Below are 16,593 nucleotides of genomic sequence, written 5' to 3'. Positions count from 1 at the left end.
AGACTGACCATGCTGCTCATGATCGACAACTACGACTCATTTACCTACAACCTGGTCCAGTACTTCGGCGAACTCGGCGAGGACGTACGTACCTACCGCAACGACGAAATCACGCTCGACGAGATCGCACGCCTGAATCCCGACGCGATCTGCCTGTCGCCCGGCCCGAGCAATCCGCAACACGCGGGCATCACGCTCGACGTGCTGCGCGAATTTTCGGGCAAGAAGCCGATCCTCGGCGTCTGCCTCGGCCATCAGGCGATCGGTGAAGCGTTCGGCGGCCGCGTCGTGCGCGCGGCGACCATCATGCACGGCAAGGTGAGCCGGATCGAAACCGACTGCCAGGGCGTGTTCGCCGACCTGCCGAAGCACTTCGACGTCACGCGCTACCACTCGCTCGCGATCGAGCGCGAATCGCTGCCCGACTGCCTCGAGGTGTCCGCGTGGACCGACGACGGCGAAATCATGGGCGTGCGTCACAAGACGCTGCCGATCGAGGGCGTGCAGTTCCACCCGGAATCGATCCTGTCCGAGCATGGCCATGCGCTGCTCGAGAATTTCCTGAAGCTGGCCCGTGCCGCGGCCGCGCAAGCTGCCTGACGGGAGCCTCACGATGACGATTACCCCGCAGGAAGCGCTGCAGCGCACGATCGAACACCGCGAGATCTTCCACGACGAAATGCTGCACCTGATGCGGCTCATCATGCGCGGCGACCTGTCGCCCGTGATGGCGGCCGCGATCATCACCGGGCTGCGCGTGAAGAAGGAGACGATCGGCGAGATCGCCGCCGCCGCGACCGTGATGCGCGAATTCGCGAACCACGTCGAGGTGCAGGACAACTCGAACTTTGTCGACATCGTCGGCACCGGCGGCGACGGCTCGCATACGTTCAACATCTCGACCGCGTCGATGTTCGTCACGGCCGCGGCCGGCGCGAAGGTCGCGAAGCACGGCAACCGTGGCGTGTCGAGCAAGTCCGGCAGCGCCGACGTGCTCGAGGCGCTCGGCGTGAACATCGACCTGCAGTCGGAGCAGGTCGCCGCGTCGATCGCCGAAACGGGCATGGGCTTCATGTTCGCGCCGAACCATCACCCGGCGATGAAGAACATCGCGGCCGTGCGCCGCGAGCTCGGCGTGCGCACGATCTTCAACATCCTCGGCCCGCTGACCAATCCGGCCGGTGCGCCGAACCAGCTGATGGGCGTGTTCCACCCCGACCTCGTCGGCATCCAGGTGCGTGTGATGCAGCGTCTCGGCGCGCAGCACGTGCTCGTCGTGTACGGCAAGGACGGGATGGACGAGGTTTCGCTCGGCGCGGCGACGCTCGTCGGCGAATTGCGCGACGGCAAGGTGCACGAATACGAGATCCATCCGGAGGACTTCGGCCTGCAGATGGTGTCGAACCGCACGCTGAAGGTGGAAAATGCCGACGAATCGCGCAAGATGCTGCTCGGCGCGCTGGACAACCAGCCTGGCGTCGCGCGCGAGATCGTCACGCTGAACGCGGGCACCGCGCTCTATGCGGCGAACGTCGCCGAGTCGATCGCGGACGGCATCCAGCTCGCCCGCGAAGCGATCGCGAGCGGCAAGGCGCGCGCGAAGGTCGACGAACTCGTGCGCTTTACGCAGCAGTTCAAGCGCTGACTCCCCCTTACGAATCAAGCAGGAACCCACATGAGCGACATTCTCGACCGAATCATCGCCGTCAAGCGCGAAGAAGTCGCGGCGGCCATGCGCAGCGCGCCGCTCGAGGCACTGAAGCTGGACGCCTCGGCGCGCGACCTGCGCGACTTCGTCGGCGCACTGCGTGCGAAGCACACGGCCGGCCACGCGGCCGTGATTTCCGAAATCAAGAAGGCCAGCCCGTCGAAGGGCGTGTTGCGCGAGCATTTCGTGCCGGCCGACATCGCACGCTCGTATGCGGCGCACGGCGCCGCGTGCCTGTCGGTGCTGACCGACGAGCAATTCTTCCAGGGTAGCGTCCGCTACCTCGAGGAAGCGCGCGCGGCCTGCACGCTGCCCGTGCTGCGCAAGGACTTCATCGTCGACGCGTACCAGATCGTCGAAGCCCGCGCGATGGGCGCCGACGCGATCCTCTTGATCGCCGCCGCGCTCGACACGCCGCTGATGCAGGACCTCGAAGCGTATGCGCACTCGCTCGGCCTCGCGGTGCTGGTCGAAGTGCACGACCGCAACGAGATGGAACAGGCGCTGACGCTCAAGACGCCGCTGCTCGGCATCAACAACCGCAACCTGCGCACGTTCGAGACGTCGATCCAGACCACGCTCGACATGCTCGACATGATTCCGGCGGACCGCATTGTCGTGACCGAATCGGGCATCCTGTCGCGCACCGACGTCGACACAATGCGCGCGGCGAACGTGAACACGTTCCTCGTCGGCGAAGCATTCATGCGCGCCGAGCAGCCGGGCGAGGAACTCGCACGGATGTTCTTCTGATGGCGATCGAAAAGGAAATCAAGCTCGCACTGCCGGCCGGCCAGGCCGACGACGCGCGACGCTTCTTCGAGACGCTGACCGGCGAACCCGGTCACGACATCACGCTCGCGAATGTCTACTACGACACGCCCGATCTCGCGCTGGCACGCTCGAAAAGCGCGGTGCGCGTGCGTCGCGCGCCGCACGGCTGGCTGCAGACGTTCAAGACGGTCGGCAGCGCGGAAGGCGGCCTGCATCGCCGCCACGAATGGGAACTGCCGGTCGCGGGCGACGCGCTCGAAATCGACGCCCTCGTCGCGGCCTGCGACGTGCCGGAAGCCGCCGCCGCGCTGAATGACGCGGCCGGCGCGCTGCATGCGCTGTTCCGAACGGATTTTTCGCGTACGCTGTGGCGCATCGCAATCGGCGGCGCGACCGTCGAAGCCGCGGTGGACCTCGGCGAGATCGTCGTCCAGGCGGAAAACGAAACGCGCCGCGAACCGATCAGCGAAATCGAACTCGAACTGATCGACGGCCCGGAAGCGGCGCTCGCGACGCTCGCCGCCGAACTGCAGCAGGCGCTGCCGGGTCTCGCTCCCGAAAACATCAGCAAGGCGCAGCGCGGCTACCGGCTGCGCGCGCAATAAACACGCATCACGCATGGCAACCCGCAAGACTTCCCGCGCGCCGCAACAGGCGTCGCTGTTCGACGATCCCGTGCCGGAAACGGCACCGGTCGATATTCCGTCCGCGGCTTCCGAGCCGCCCGCGGCCGGGCGCAAACCCGCGAAGAAAACCGCTGCGCCGGCTCCGGCCGCCGCGGCACCGCAGCCCGCAACCGCTGACGTTCCGCATCTCGCCGCGCAATTCGACGCGCTGCCGACAGTCTGGCGCGACGTGCTGAAACCGTTCACCGACAGCGACGCATACGCGCCGCTGTGCCGCTTCGTCGACGACGAGCGCGCAGCCGGCAAGACGGTCTACCCGACCGACGTGTTCCGCGCGCTGCGCCTGACGAGCCCGGACGACGTGAAGATCGTGATCCTCGGCCAGGATCCGTACCACGGCGACGATCGCGGCACGCCGCAGGCGCACGGCCTCGCGTTCTCGGTGCCGCCGGCCGTCCGCACGCCGCCGTCACTGCGCAACATCTTCAAGGAAATCGCCGCGAACTTCGGTCACGACACGCCGCGTCACGGCTGTCTCGACACATGGGCGCGCCAGGGCGTGCTGCTGCTCAACACCGTGCTGACGGTCGAGCGCGGCGCGGCCGCGAGCCACGCGAAGCGCGGCTGGGAGCAATGCACGGACACGCTGATCCGTGAGCTCGCCGGCCGTCATCGCGGGCTCGTCTTCATGCTGTGGGGCGCGCACGCGCAGGCGAAGCGCGCGCTGTTCGACGCGAGCGCGCATTGCGTGCTCGAGGCGCCGCATCCGTCGCCGTTGTCCGCGCACCGCGGCTTCCTCGGCTGCCGCCATTTCGCGCTCGCGAACGACTATCTGGTCGACGCCGGCCGCGAAGCGATCGACTGGCGCCTGCCGGAAGTGGCCGAAACGCTCGCGTAACGCACCGCGCCGGGTCCTTCGAGCCGGCGGCCGGCCGGCATAAAAAAACGCCGCGCCCCTTTTGGGGACGCGGCGCTTTTTTTTGGCGATGCAGCAGGTGCGTCGCACCCGCATCGACCTTCCTTACGCAGCGGCGATCGCTTCGCGCGCGCTGGCCAGCGCGGCGCTTTGCGCATCCGGGCCGAGGTTCAGGCCTTCAGCGTGAATGAAGTTCACGTCGGTCAAGCCGATGAAACCGAGGAACGAGCGCAGGTACGGCGTCTGGCTGTCGTTCGGCGTACCCAGGTACTTGCCGCCGCGAGCCGTCACGACGTGAACCTTCTTGCCCTTGATCAGGCCTTCCGGACCGTTTTCGGTGTAGCGGAACGTGACGCCTGCGCGGGCGATCCAGTCGAAATACGTCTTCAGTTGCGACGAGACGCCGAAGTTGTACATCGGTGCGCCGATCACGATGATGTCGGCGGCTTGCAGTTCGGCGATCAGTGCATCGCTCTTCGCGACGATCGCATTCTGCTCCGCGGTGCGGTTTTCGGCCGGCGTGAAGAACGCGCCGAGCACCGATTCGTCGAGGTGCGGCAGCGCATCGGCCAGCAGGTCGCGAACCACGACCTTCGCGCCGGCGTTCGATTGTTGCAGCTTTGCCGTCAGTTCGTTAGCCAGCAGCGTGGATTGCGCACCTTGCGAACGTGCAGCGGAATTGATTTGAAGAATGGTCGTCATGTCAGGCTCCAGTAGGGTTGCGCTTCGGTAGCGCGAGTGACCCCATTGTGCGTGGCCGCATGACCGCGAAAAAGCGGGTTCAGGGCGACGGATTGTTGCAGCAGCAGAACAATCGTTGATCGCGCCCCGATACCCGCCTCAGTACGCTCAACCCTTCAGCCAGGCTTCCCGGGCCTTCGAGACCGCGGCCGGCTTCGCAGTCGCCGTCAGCCGGTAGCGCGTGACTTCCGGGCCATCGAGCTTCAGCTTCGCGGTGCGCAGCTCGTCGCGGCGAAACGCGTGAACCTCGACCTTGTCGCCCGGCCGGTAGCGCGCGAGCAGCGCATCGAGGTTCGTGCCCGTCACGCGCAGCCCGTCGACCGCGATCAGCGTGTCGCCGGCCGACAACCCCGCGCGATGCGCGGCGCCACCTTCGTAGACCGCCGCGAACGTGCAGTCCGCGCCGCCGCGCAGACGCGCGCCGATCGTCGGCTTCGCGGCCGCGCCGTTCGCGACATCGGGTGCGAGCGTCACGCCGAACGGCGCGAGCAGCTCGGCGAGCGGCAGGTCGCGGGTGCCATGCACGGCGTCGGTGAACAGGCGGCCGAGCGCGACGCCCGTCGCTTCCTCGATCAGTGCGTCGACTTCGTTTTCCTCGACACCCGCCTGCTTGCCGCGGTAGAAATCGCGACCGTAGCGTTGCCACAGCAGGCGCATCACGTCGTCGAGCGACTTCCGGTTGCGCGTCTGCGCGCGAATCGCGAGATCGAACGCGAGCGCGACGAGCGACCCCTTCGTGTAATAGCTGACGATCGCGTTGGTCGCGTTCTCGTCCTGGCGGTAGTACTTGATCCATGCGTCGAACGAGCTATCCGCGACGCTCTGCTTGAGCCGGCCCGTGCCGCGCAGCACGCCGCCGACCGTGCGGCCCAGCGCCGCGAAATATTCGTCCTGCGACATCAACCCGCTGCGCACCAGCATCAGGTCGTCGTAATACGACGTGAAGCCCTCGAACAGCCACAGCAGCGACGTGTAGTTCTCGCGCGTCAGGTCGTACGGCACGAACGCCGCCGGCTTGATGCGCTTCACGTTCCACGTGTGGAAATACTCGTGGCTGCAGAGGCCGAGATACGTGCGATAGCCTTCCGTCGTTTCCGGGCGCCCCTTCACCGGCAGGTCGGTGCGATTGCAGATCAGCGCGGTCGACGCACGATGCTCGAGACCGCCGTAACCGTCACTGACCGCGAGCGTCATGAACACGTAGCGATCCATCGGCGCCTTCTTCGACTTCGGCTCGAACAGCGCGATCTGCGCTTCGCATACGCGCTTCAGGTCGGTACGCAGCCGCTCCATGTCGAGCTGCGTCACGCGCCCGGCGATCACGATGTCGTGCGGCACGCCATGCGCGTCGAACGTCGCGAGCGCGAATTCGCCGATCGTCACAGGATGGTCGGACAACTCATCGTAGTTCGCTGCGCGATACGCACCGAAACCGTAGCGCTTCGTGCCGCGCGCTTCGGGCAGCGCGGTGCCGACGCGCCACGTGCGGAACGCCGCGCCGGCCGGTTTCGCGATGTCGACTTCGCACGGCGCATCCTCGCGACCGGCGACGCTCAGGAACACGGCCGTCGCGTTGAAGAAGCCGCCCGATTCGTCGAGATACGCGGAACGCACCGACAGATCCCACGCATACACGTCGTAGCGCAGCGTCAGCGCGCCCGTCACGGGCGCGGCTTGCCACGTGTGCTTGTCGGTCTTCGCGATGCGCACCTTGCGGCCCGCATCGTTGAACGCACCGAGCGTCACGATGTTGCGCGCGAACTCGCGCACGAGGTAGCTGCCCGGAATCCACACCGGCAGCGAGAAGCGCTGGCCCTCGGGATCGGGATCGGCGACCGTCACCGATACTTCGAACAGGTGCGCGGCAAGATCTTTCGGGACAATCGAATAGCGGATTGGCTGGGTCATCGTGGCAATCGGTCGGTCGAATACGGCGGCGAAAACGAAGAGAGGCGCCGGCAGATCATGCGGGCGCCCCTCGCTGGCCGGGCCATGTGCCCGGCGTGTGGTCGGTTACTTGCTCGAGGCGAGCGCCTGATTGAGCTGGTCGGCCGAGACTGCGCCCGGCAGACGGCGGCCATCCGGCAGGAAGATCGTCGGCGTGCCCGTGACGTTCATCCCGCGGCCGAGCGCGAGGTTCTTGTCGAGCGCGCTGGTATCGCAGGTGCCGGCGCCGGACGGCGCACGGTGGTCGAGCATCCAGCCTTCCCACGTCTTCGCACGGTCGGTCGCGCACCAGATCGCCTTCGACTTCACGGTCGAATCCGGCGACAGCACCGGGTACAGGAACGTGTAGACGGTGACGTTGTCGACCGACTGCAGCGTCGTCTCGAGCTTCTTGCAGTACGGGCAGTTCGGATCGGAGAACACCGCGATCTTGCGTGCGCCGTTGCCCTTGACGACCTTGATCGCATTCGCGAACGGCAGGCTCGCGAAATCGATCTTGTTGATTTCGGACAGGCGGGCGTCGGTCAGGTTCTTGTGCGTCTTGGTGTCGACGAGATCGCCGAGCAGCACGTAGTCGCCCGCCGCGTCGCTATAGATGATCTGCGTGCCGAGGTTCACTTCGTAGAGGCCGGCGACCGGCGATTTCGACACGCTCTTGATCGGTGCGTCGTTACCGAGACGCGCTTGCAGCGTTGCCTTCAACTTGTCGGTGGTCTGGTCGGCCTGCGCGGTGCAGCCGAGCGTCGCCATCGTGACGGCCAGCGCCAGCGACGCGATGCGGATCGTTTTTTTCATCGAAATCTTCCTTCAGCTCAATCGGTATGCACGGCACAGTGTACGCCGTAACGGAACGGAGTCCGACCGGCGAAACAGCCGAAGGTTCGCTCAGCCGAGCGCGGCCGACACGAGCCAGCGCTTCACGAGCGGCTGCGCGCCGACGAAGGCCATGCCCGCATTGCGTACCGCCTTCGCGAGCGAGCCCGGCACCGCGAACAGACGCTGCAGGCCGTCGGTCGCGACCATCAGCGCGCGGATGTCCTCGCGGCGCGAACGCTCGTAGCGGCGCAGCAGCACCGTATCGCCGAGGTTGCGGAAGCTTTCCTTGCCCGCGATCGCGTCGGCGAGCGCCGCGACGTCGCGCAGCCCGAGGTTCATCCCCTGCCCCGCAAGCGGGTGGATCAGGTGTGCGGCATCGCCGACCAGCGCGACGCGCGGCGCGATCAGCTTGTCGACCGTTTGCAGCGCCAGCGGAAAACCGGCGGCCGGCGTCACGCATTCGAGCGTGCCGACCTGGCCGTGCGACACGCGCTCGACCTCGGCCGCGAGCTGCGCCGGATCGAGTGCGAGCAATTCATCGGCATGCGCGGTGTGCGCGGACCATACGAGCGACACGTGGCCGTCCGGCAGCGGCAGCAGCGCGACGATCTCGCCTTCGTGGAACCACTGATAGGCCGTCTCGCGGTGCGGCAGCGATGCCTTGAAGTTCGCGACGACGCCCGTCTGCCGGTAATCGCGCCGCTCGACCTTGGCCCCCATTTGGGAACGCACCCACGAATGCGCGCCGTCGGCGCCGACGATCAGGTCGGCTTCGAGCACCTGCCCCGACGACAGCGTGAGCACGGCCGCGTCGGCACGCACGTCGAAGCCCTGCGCGCGCGCATCGAACCATGTGAGGTTCGGCTGGAACCGCAGCGCGGCGTCGAGCGACGTCTCGACCAGCGACGATTCGGCGATCCACGCGAGCTGCGGCACGGAGGCCTGGTATGCGGAGAAATGCAGTTCCGCATGCGCATCGCCGTACACGCGCATGTCGTAGGCGGGCGCGAGCCGGCTGTGGTCGAGTGCCTGCCAGACCCGCAGCCGCTCGAGCAGTGCTTGCGAACTGGAGGACAGCGCGTAGACGCGCGTGTCGAACGCGAGATCGGCGGGGCGCGGCGTGGCCGGCTGGGCAAGCAAGGCTGTCTTGTAGCCGGACTGGGTCAGCGCGAGCGCGGCCGTCTTGCCGACGAGCCCGCCGCCGACCACGGCGACGTCGAAGGTGTGGTGGGCAGTCATGGCGGGCATTATAGCCGCGGGGCCAAACCCTTACGCGGCCGGACTTTGCGGGAAATCAGCAGAATCGCAGGCGGCCGACGAGGCGCGGCGGCCCGCCGCATCGGCCATTCGGCGCAACCCCGGAATCCGGGGCGTCGGCACGGTACAATAGCGTCTTTGACCGTCGGCCCGCCGCGCTCCACGCGCCGGCCGCCCTTTTTTCCCGCGCCGCCGTGCCCTGTCCGGCCGCGCCGCCTTACCCGTCCGAAGGATTCCATGAGTCTCAAATGCGGCATCGTCGGCTTGCCCAACGTCGGCAAGTCCACCCTGTTCAATGCGCTGACCAAGGCCGGCATCGCCGCCGAGAACTACCCGTTCTGCACGATCGAGCCGAACGTCGGCATCGTCGAAGTGCCCGATACGCGCCTGAAGGCGCTCTCCGAGATCGTCAAGCCGGAGCGTGTCGTGCCGGCCGTCGTCGAATTCGTCGACATCGCGGGCCTCGTCGCGGGCGCGAGCAAGGGTGAAGGCCTCGGCAACCAGTTCCTCGCGAACATCCGCGAAACCGATGCGATCACGCACGTCGTGCGCTGCTTCGAGGACGAGAACGTCATTCACGTCGCCGGCAAGGTCAGCCCGATCGACGACATCGAAGTGATCAACACCGAACTCGCGCTGGCCGACCTCGGCACCGTCGAGAAGGCGCTCACGCGCTACTCGAAGTCAGCGAAGTCGGGTAACGACAAGGAAGCGGCAAAGCTCGTCGCGGTGCTCGAGAAAGTGCAGGCGCAGCTCGACCAGGGCAAGGCCGTGCGCGGCCTCGTGCTGTCGGAAGACGAAGAGGCGCTGATCAAGCCGTTCTGCCTGATCACCGCGAAGCCGGCGATGTACGTCGCCAACGTGAAGGACGACGGTTTCGAGAACAACCCGCACCTCGATGCAGTGCGCAAGTACGCGGAAAGCGAGAACGCGCCGGTAGTCGCCGTGTGCGCGGCGATCGAGGCGGAAATCGCCGATCTCGACGATGCGGACAAGGAAGCGTTCCTCGCCGACATGGGCATGGAAGAGCCGGGCCTCGACCGCGTGATCCGCGCGGGCTTCAAGCTGCTCGGCCTGCAGACCTACTTCACCGCGGGCGTGAAGGAAGTGCGCGCATGGACGATCCACATCGGCGATACGGCTCCGCAAGCGGCCGGCGTGATCCACACCGACTTCGAGCGCGGCTTCATCCGCGCGCAGACGATCGCGTTCGACGACTTCGTCTCGTACAAGGGCGAACAGGGTGCGAAGGAAGCCGGCAAGATGCGTGCGGAAGGGAAGGAATATGTGGTGCACGACGGCGACGTGATGAACTTCCTGTTCAACGTCTGAGCGTTACGTCGAGATCTCGAGAAAAAGCCCGCCGCTGCGGGCTTTTTCTTTTCGTGAGATGGTAAAGCGATGCGCGGTCTCGTTCGCTTCGTTTCTGACGGCGTTGAAGCGCACCTTCATGCCTGTCGAATCGTTCACCCTGGTCTCCTGATACGAGGATGCAAGCATGCCGGAGCGTCAACTCCGCAATCCTCTAGTGAGTTCCGGCCACAGCGGGGCATGCATGCGGCGGAACATGCCGACGTGACCGATTGCTCGGTCATCGCAGTTTTCCGGGCACTCCGGCTGTCGAAGTGACCTATGTATGAAGATGTTGTCGACAGTGAAATCAGACGAGTTCGATTCTTCGTCCTCGTATGTCGATACCCTCTCGTCGACACCGGCGACATCCGCTCATTTCGACAATAAACATGGGCTGGCCGGCACGCCCCGGTCAGGCGATATTCACGCCTCGGGCACAATCATCGTCGATGATCGTCTTGTTTCAGGCACGCCAAGCAACCGCTACACCGCCACCGCCTCCGGCGCACCGCTCCGACGCACGATCGTCGCGAGCAACGCGATCAGGATCACCGACGCGACCGGCCACCCCACGCCGGTAATCACCGCGATGAACGCCTGCGCGGGCGCGGCCCATGCCAGCACGACGACCACGACCTCGGATCGGCGCAACCGGACATTCCGCGCGTCCAGCATCAGGCATGCGATCGGCAGCACCAACCAGAGCAGGTCGTAATACATGTAGTAAGGCTGTACGAGCAGCGTACCGGCAGCCAACGCGGCCGCGCGGAGCTCGAAGCGCGAGCGGCGCATCCACACACTGGCGACCGCCGCGACCGCCAGAATCGCGACGACCGCATGCACGCCGTAGGCGGGTCCGACAGGCAGCCCGGCCGCCCGGGCGAGCGACATCGTCGACGGCATGCCCCGCCGGAACGTGTCGCCGTACTCGACCACGTTGCGGTGGAATTCAGGCATGAACGCAAAGAACGCGGTCCATGCTCGCACGCCGAACGCAGCCACCGACACCACGACGATACCGGCACTGAACGCGGCGGCCGAAATCAATGCCTTCCAGTACCGCCCACAGACAAGTGCCAGCGGAAACAGGATGCCGAACTGCGGCTTCACAGCCAGAACGGCGATGCACGCGCCCGCGACGACCGGGCTGGATTCGAGCAGCATGAGCGCGGCGGCGGCGGCGGCCACGGTCATGAAGGAATTCTGCATGGTGAGTGCCGCGCCGATCAGTCCGGGAAATGAGGCGATTGCAATGCGCGACTGCCCGTCGAGCGGGCGTACCAGCCGCGCCATGACCGCCGCATAGCAGGCGATCTGCAGCACGCCGAACATCTCGAGCGCGGCGGCGAACGGGATGAGACCGAACGGGATGACGACGAGCAGGAAGGTCGGCGGATACGGCCATGGGGTGAAATCGGCGAGCGGCCGCAGTGCGGCTTCGATCGGCTGCATCAACCGGGGCGAGAAGATGGCCGCAGCGCCGTGTTCGATCGCCACGCGGGCCGCCGTCCAGAATACCGCGAAGTCCGATCCGACCATCGGGGATGCACGATCGTGCCAGCCGTAGTATCTGAGCACCCAGACGGCCAGGATGACGATCTGCAGTGCGAGTATCGCCGCCGCGTACGTACCGAGGCGTCGCGCGTCAGCCGCACGGCCGCCCGATCTATGCACCGTCCCCATCGCCCACCCCGCCATTTTTCTTCTCGTGAAGTATAGGCGACGATCGTTCCGGCAGACGGCGTGCCCATCGTCGCGCGGCAGCCTGCATTCGCGCGTCTCGAAAGACAAATGGCCCGACCGGCAAACGCCGATCGGGCCATTTTTCATGACCGGGGCGCCCCGCCCCGCCGTCACGTTACTGCATTACGCCGACACCCGCCGCCCCGCGCTCGCCCGTGCATCGCGACCGCGCTTGTTCAGCCACGACGCGAGCAGCACGATCAACGCCAGCACGGCCGTCGCACCGACTTCCATCCGGTGATCCTCGCTGATGAACATCACGGTCAGCGTGCCGCAGATGAACAGGATCACCGCCCACGTGAGCCACGGGAACAGCCACATCCGCAGCGTCAGGTCGGCGCCGGTCGATTCGAGCGTCCTGCGCATCCGCAGTTGCGAGATCGCGATCACCAGATACACGAGCAGCGCGATCGCGCCCGACGTCGCGAGCAGGAAGCCGAACACCTGTTCCGGCATCAGGTAGTTCGCGATCACGGTCACGAAGCCGAATGCGGTCGACGCGAGCACGGCCGCGCGCGGCGTGCCGGTCGAATCGGTGCGATGCAGGAAAGCCGGCGCGTCCTTGCGCTTCGACAGCGAGAACAGCATCCGCGACGCCGTGTACAGCGCCGAATTCAGGCAGCTCGCGACCGACACGAGCACGATCACGTCGATGATCGCCTTCGCATTCGGGATGCCGATCAGTTCCATCGCGCGCTGATACGAGCCGTGCTTCGGCAGCAGCGGGTCGTTCCACGGCACGATGGCCGCGACGATCAGGATCGAGCCGAGATAGAACAGCGTGATACGCCAGATGACCGAGTTCGTCGCACGCACGATCTGGCGTTGCGGATTGTCGGATTCGGCGGCCGCGATCGTCACGATCTCGGTGCCGAGGAACGAGAACATCGTCGTGAGCATTGCCGCCAGTACCGCGCCGGCGCCGTTCGGCATGAAGCCCTGATGCGCGAACAGGTTCGATACGCCCGAGACGGCCGGTGCCGGGACGATTCCGACGATCGCCGCGCCGCCGATGCACAGGAACACGACGATCGCGACGACCTTGATCAGCGCGAACCAGAACTCGAATTCTCCGTAGTTCTTGACGGAGAAGAGGTTGGTGATGGTGAGCAGCAGCGTGATGCCGAGCGCGAAGATCCAGGTCGCAATGCCAGGGAACCAGGCGTTGAGGATGGTCGCGGCGGCCGTCGCCTCGATCGGGATCACGAGCACCCAGAACCACCAGTACAGCCAGCCGATCGAGAAGCCGGCCCAATGGCCGATCGCGCGATCGGCATAGGTAGAGAACGACCCGCTGTCCGGATGCGCGACGGCCATTTCGCCGAGCATGCGCATCACCAGCACGACCAGTACGCCCGCGATCGCATACGCGAGTATCGATGCCGGACCGGCTTCCGCGATCGCGTGGCCGGAGCCGACGAACAAGCCCGCGCCGATGACGCCGGCAATCGACATCATCGTCACGTGACGCTGCTTCAGGCCCGTGCCGAGGCCTGTATTGCTTCCACTCATCTGTCTCTCTCCAAAAAACGGTTCCGGTACGACCGGGTGTCGCATGAAGGCGGCGCGGGGAGTTGTCGTTCTTGAATCCGGCTGCGACCGCGCGTGCGTCGCACGCGGGCATGAGGCCGGATGGGGCCTGTCGGGTCGGTGCGCCCGCGCAGTCTGCGAAGCTGCGGGTGCGATGCGGCGCGCAAGGCGCCGGCGCATCGCGTGCGCCCTTTCCATCGGCTTTCGTCAGCCGCCTTCGAAGCGAAGGAGTGTAAGCATCAAACGGTTCTTCACTGAGAACCAATTGAAGAATTTCGATGGAACCACTTGTTGCATCGATGCGAATCGATGCAACGCTTGATCCGGTTCGGCGCCGGTTCGCGTGCTGTCAGCGCGCCGCTTCGTCCCGCCACTTGGCCGGGACGATCGCGTGCCATTCTCGCAGAAGCAGGTTTTTCACGGCGTCGGGATCCGCGGCCGACAGGCGCACCAGCACGATCGGCCAGCCGAGATAGTGATCGGTCACGAAATACACGTCGGGGTCCGATTCGATCAGCCATGCACGCTCGTCGGGGCCGACGCCCTTCACGACGAGCGTGTCGCCATCCTCGCGCAGCCGGGCGAGCATCTTGCCCTTCACCTTGAGGGCGGGCGTGCCGTACGAGGTGCCCTCCTCGACACCGCGCCACGCGAGCGCAATCTGCCGGACCTCGTCGAATGTCACGATGCCTCCCGACCGTTGGGCGATGGTTGACGCTCCGGCCACCCTACCGGAAATCGCGCGGCGCGCCTATCCGCCGGCTGCGCGCGCGGCCGCCGGCGCCCGCCCCGTCGTCGCGACGATCGCGAACGCGATCGCATTCGCGGCGGCGCTCGCGAGGATCGGCACGAGATAACCGCCGCCCGCGTCGTAGATGAAACCGGCGGCGGCCGGCCCGATCAGCGTGCCGAATGCGACGCTCGTGTACAGGATGCCGATGATCGCGCTCACGTTGCGCCCGCCGAAGTAGTCCATCACGACCGCCGGCAGCACGGCGACCCAGCCGCCGTAGAACACGCCGAACACGAGCGCGAACGCGGCAAGCGTCGCGACCGTGCCGGCGCCCGCCCACGCAACGAGCGCAACGGCCATGCCGGCGAACATCGCGAGCAGCGACGCGCGGCGGCCGAAGCGGTCGGCCAGGCCACCCAGAAAGAAACGGCCAGCAGTGCTGCCGACGCCGATCGCACCGAGCAGCAACACCGCCGTCGATGGCGCGACGCCATGATCGAGCGCGTACGGCACGAGGTGAACGAACGGGACGAACACGCCGAACGAGCACACGAGGCACGCGGCGTAGAGGCTCGCGAACGGCCGCGACGTGACGGCTTCGCGCACCGTCGCGCCGGCGTGTGCGGTCGCGCTGGCCCGGGCCGCAACGGGTTGCCGGCCGCCTTCGTCGGCGGCATCGCCATCCGGCAACAGTCCGCGCCCGCGCGGATCGTTCTCGATCAGCAGCGAGATGCCTGCTCCCAGAACGACCGCGATCACGGCCAGCGTGAAATATGCGCCACGCCAGCCGACATGCGCGATCAACGCGGACGCGAGCGGCGGCATCACGAGCGTACCGACGCCGATCCCGGCGACCGCGAGCCCCGACGCAAAGCCGCGCCGGCGCACGAACCAGCGCTGCACCGCGCCGACGGCCGGCACGTATGCGCAACCGACGCCGAGACCGACCCCGAGCCCATACGCGACATAGACCTGCAGCAACGACTGCGCGGCGCCGGCGGCCGCCAGCCCGGCGCCCGTCAGCAGCATCCCGACGATGGCGAGCCGCCGCGAGCCGAAGCGATCGGCCAGCGGCCCGCTGATGATGCCGAAACCGAAATACAGGAACCCCGCGAGCGAAAACACGAGCGAGATCTGCCCGCGCGACGCCGCGAAATCCCGCTGCAGCGACTCGACGAACGCGCTGAACGAATACGCGCTGCCGAACCCGACGAACGTGACGGCGAACGCGGCCGCGACCACGTACCAGCCGTAGAAGAGACGCGATGCGCCCGGGCGGTTCATGACGATGCTCCTCTCAGGTTCCACCGGCCGCCGGGCGGCGTCCGGATTGCCTCATGGATATAGATGAACTATGTTGATCGCATCGGCCGCCGAAAGACGGCCACTAAACATGCGATTCGATGCGACAACGGTACTCGCGAGCATGCATCGCCTCAAACGATATTTCGTCGGCCTTTCGCTTTAGAAAAACTGAATGAATCGTTCCCGCTTGCCGCCGCTCAACGCGCTGCGCGCCTTCGAAGCGGCCGCCCGCCACCTGTCGGTGAAATCGGCGGCCGAGGAGCTGTCGGTCACGCCCGGCGCGGTGAGCCAGATGATCCGCACGCTCGAGACGCATCTCGGTGTGCAGCTGTTCGAGCGCGTCAACCGCGGCATCCTGCTGACGGCCGCCGGCCGCGACTACCTGCCGCCGGTGCGCAACGCGTTCCGGCAGATCGCCGATGCGTCGCAGCGCGTGTCGGGCGCCGCCGACAGCGGCGTGCTGACCGTGAGCGTCACGCCGTTCTTCGCATCCGCGTGGCTCGTCCCGCGGCTCGCGCAATTCCGGCACGCGTGCCCGGACGTCGACCTGCAGGTCGTCACCAGCCACGCGCTCGCAAATTTCTCGCGCGACGGCGTCGATGTCGCGATCCGTCACGGCCTCGGGCGCTATATCGGGCTGTGCAGCGAACGCCTGCTGACCGTGGAGATCGTCGCGCTCGCCTCGCCCGAACTCGTCGCGCGGCTCGGCATGCCGGCGACGCCGGCCGATCTCGTCGGCTGGCCGCAGTTGCACGACGCCGAACGCAAGGGCTGGCACATCTGGTTCGGCGCGCAGCGGATCGACGATTTCGGCCCGCCGCGCGGCGCCGCGTTCGACGATTCGGGATTGCTGCTGCAGGCGATCGTCGCCGGCCAGGGTGCCGGGTTGCTGCCGGCCGCGATGGTGCGCGGCGAACTGGCGAGCGGCCGGCTCGTGCAACTCGCCGACGTCGCGTGGCTCGACGATTTCGCGTACTACCTCGTCTATCCGCCGCATCACGCCGAACGGCCGAAAGTTGCCGCGTTCCGTCGCTGGATTCTCGATGCCGCCCGGGCCGACGGCGCGGCGTCGATGTCCGGCGCCGGCAACGATCCGGCACGGATCCGCTAACATGCGGCGCGGGCCACCGGCCCGACCGCCATA

At 66.6% G+C, this 16,593-nt stretch carries 16 protein-coding genes; 7 read left to right on the top strand and 9 right to left on the bottom strand.

Features of this window, described 5'->3' with window-relative positions; genetic code table 11:
* The first annotated feature begins 9 nt into the window (after positions 1-9).
* From KEC55_RS02335 to KEC55_RS02315, 5 genes are read left to right on the top strand one after another with little or no spacing between them, the layout of a single operon-like run.
* Positions 10-600 carry an aminodeoxychorismate/anthranilate synthase component II gene (locus KEC55_RS02335; RefSeq protein ID WP_176051144.1) on the top strand — a complete coding sequence of 197 codons (591 nt, stop codon included), beginning with the start codon at positions 10-12 and terminating at the stop codon, positions 598-600.
* Positions 601-613: 13 nt separating this feature from the next.
* Positions 614-1,645, top strand: coding sequence for an anthranilate phosphoribosyltransferase (gene trpD / locus KEC55_RS02330; RefSeq protein ID WP_282506579.1), 1,032 nt, complete (start codon positions 614-616; stop codon positions 1,643-1,645).
* A gap of 30 nt (positions 1,646-1,675) precedes the next feature.
* Complete coding sequence (gene trpC, locus KEC55_RS02325; protein ID WP_282506578.1) at positions 1,676-2,461, top strand: indole-3-glycerol phosphate synthase TrpC; 786 nt, start codon at positions 1,676-1,678, stop codon at positions 2,459-2,461.
* Positions 2,461-3,087 carry a CYTH domain-containing protein gene (locus KEC55_RS02320; RefSeq protein WP_282506577.1) on the top strand — a complete coding sequence of 209 codons (627 nt, stop codon included), beginning with the start codon at positions 2,461-2,463 and terminating at the stop codon, positions 3,085-3,087. Before trpC ends, KEC55_RS02320 begins: the two co-directional genes overlap by 1 nt.
* A 13-nt stretch (positions 3,088-3,100) precedes the next feature.
* Positions 3,101-4,006, top strand: coding sequence for a uracil-DNA glycosylase (locus KEC55_RS02315; RefSeq protein ID WP_282506576.1), 906 nt, complete (start codon positions 3,101-3,103; stop codon positions 4,004-4,006).
* A gap of 123 nt (positions 4,007-4,129) precedes the next feature.
* On the opposite strand, the gene KEC55_RS02310 is transcribed toward KEC55_RS02315, so the two are convergent.
* The 4 genes from KEC55_RS02310 to KEC55_RS02295 all read right to left on the bottom strand — a co-directional run bounded on the left by KEC55_RS02310 (position 4,130) and on the right by KEC55_RS02295 (position 8,776).
* Entirely contained in the window at positions 4,130-4,726 is a 597-nt protein-coding gene (locus tag KEC55_RS02310) for an FMN-dependent NADH-azoreductase (protein WP_282506575.1), read from the bottom strand.
* 147 nt (positions 4,727-4,873) lie between these two features.
* Positions 4,874-6,673 (bottom strand): M61 family metallopeptidase, encoded by a 1,800-nt coding sequence (locus tag KEC55_RS02305; RefSeq protein WP_282506574.1) that lies wholly within the window; start codon positions 6,671-6,673, stop codon positions 4,874-4,876.
* Between the two features lie 105 nt (positions 6,674-6,778).
* Entirely contained in the window at positions 6,779-7,507 is a 729-nt protein-coding gene (locus tag KEC55_RS02300; RefSeq protein WP_176051151.1) for a DsbC family protein, read from the bottom strand.
* Positions 7,508-7,597: 90 nt separating this feature from the next.
* Positions 7,598-8,776, bottom strand: coding sequence for a UbiH/UbiF family hydroxylase (locus KEC55_RS02295; protein ID WP_282506573.1), 1,179 nt, complete (start codon positions 8,774-8,776; stop codon positions 7,598-7,600).
* A 246-nt stretch (positions 8,777-9,022) separates the two neighbouring features.
* Between KEC55_RS02295 and ychF the strand changes: the two genes are divergently transcribed.
* A complete protein-coding gene (gene ychF, locus KEC55_RS02290; RefSeq protein ID WP_282506572.1) occupies positions 9,023-10,117 on the top strand; it encodes a redox-regulated ATPase YchF in 1,095 nt (364 codons plus the stop codon).
* Positions 10,118-10,120: 3 nt separating this feature from the next.
* Here ychF and KEC55_RS02285 read toward each other — a convergent pair whose 3' ends face one another.
* The 5 genes from KEC55_RS02285 to KEC55_RS02265 form a co-directional block, all read right to left on the bottom strand.
* A complete protein-coding gene (locus tag KEC55_RS02285) occupies positions 10,121-10,255 on the bottom strand; it encodes a hypothetical protein (RefSeq protein WP_282506571.1) in 135 nt (44 codons plus the stop codon).
* A gap of 366 nt (positions 10,256-10,621) precedes the next feature.
* Positions 10,622-11,968 (bottom strand): glycosyltransferase family 87 protein, encoded by a 1,347-nt coding sequence (locus KEC55_RS02280; protein WP_282506570.1) that lies wholly within the window; start codon positions 11,966-11,968, stop codon positions 10,622-10,624.
* A gap of 36 nt (positions 11,969-12,004) precedes the next feature.
* A complete protein-coding gene (gabP, locus tag KEC55_RS02275) occupies positions 12,005-13,393 on the bottom strand; it encodes a GABA permease (RefSeq protein ID WP_282506569.1) in 1,389 nt (462 codons plus the stop codon).
* Between the two features lie 367 nt (positions 13,394-13,760).
* On the bottom strand, positions 13,761-14,096 hold the full coding sequence (locus KEC55_RS02270; RefSeq protein WP_282506568.1) for an MmcQ/YjbR family DNA-binding protein: 336 nt from the start codon (positions 14,094-14,096) through the stop codon (positions 13,761-13,763).
* A gap of 66 nt (positions 14,097-14,162) precedes the next feature.
* A complete protein-coding gene (locus KEC55_RS02265; protein WP_282506567.1) occupies positions 14,163-15,428 on the bottom strand; it encodes an MFS transporter in 1,266 nt (421 codons plus the stop codon).
* Positions 15,429-15,621: 193 nt separating this feature from the next.
* Here KEC55_RS02265 and gcvA point away from each other — a divergent pair, with 193 nt between their 5' ends.
* Positions 15,622-16,560, top strand: a complete 939-nt coding sequence (gene gcvA / locus KEC55_RS02260) for a transcriptional regulator GcvA (RefSeq protein ID WP_282506566.1) — start codon at positions 15,622-15,624, stop codon at positions 16,558-16,560.
* Positions 16,561-16,593: the final 33 nt, after the last annotated feature.

The sequence above is a fragment of the Burkholderia cepacia genome (assembly GCF_029962485.1).
Classification (GTDB): Bacteria; Pseudomonadota; Gammaproteobacteria; order Burkholderiales; family Burkholderiaceae; genus Burkholderia.
Note: the sequence above shows the minus strand (reverse complement) of the source record. Positions and strands in the feature narration are given on the sequence as shown.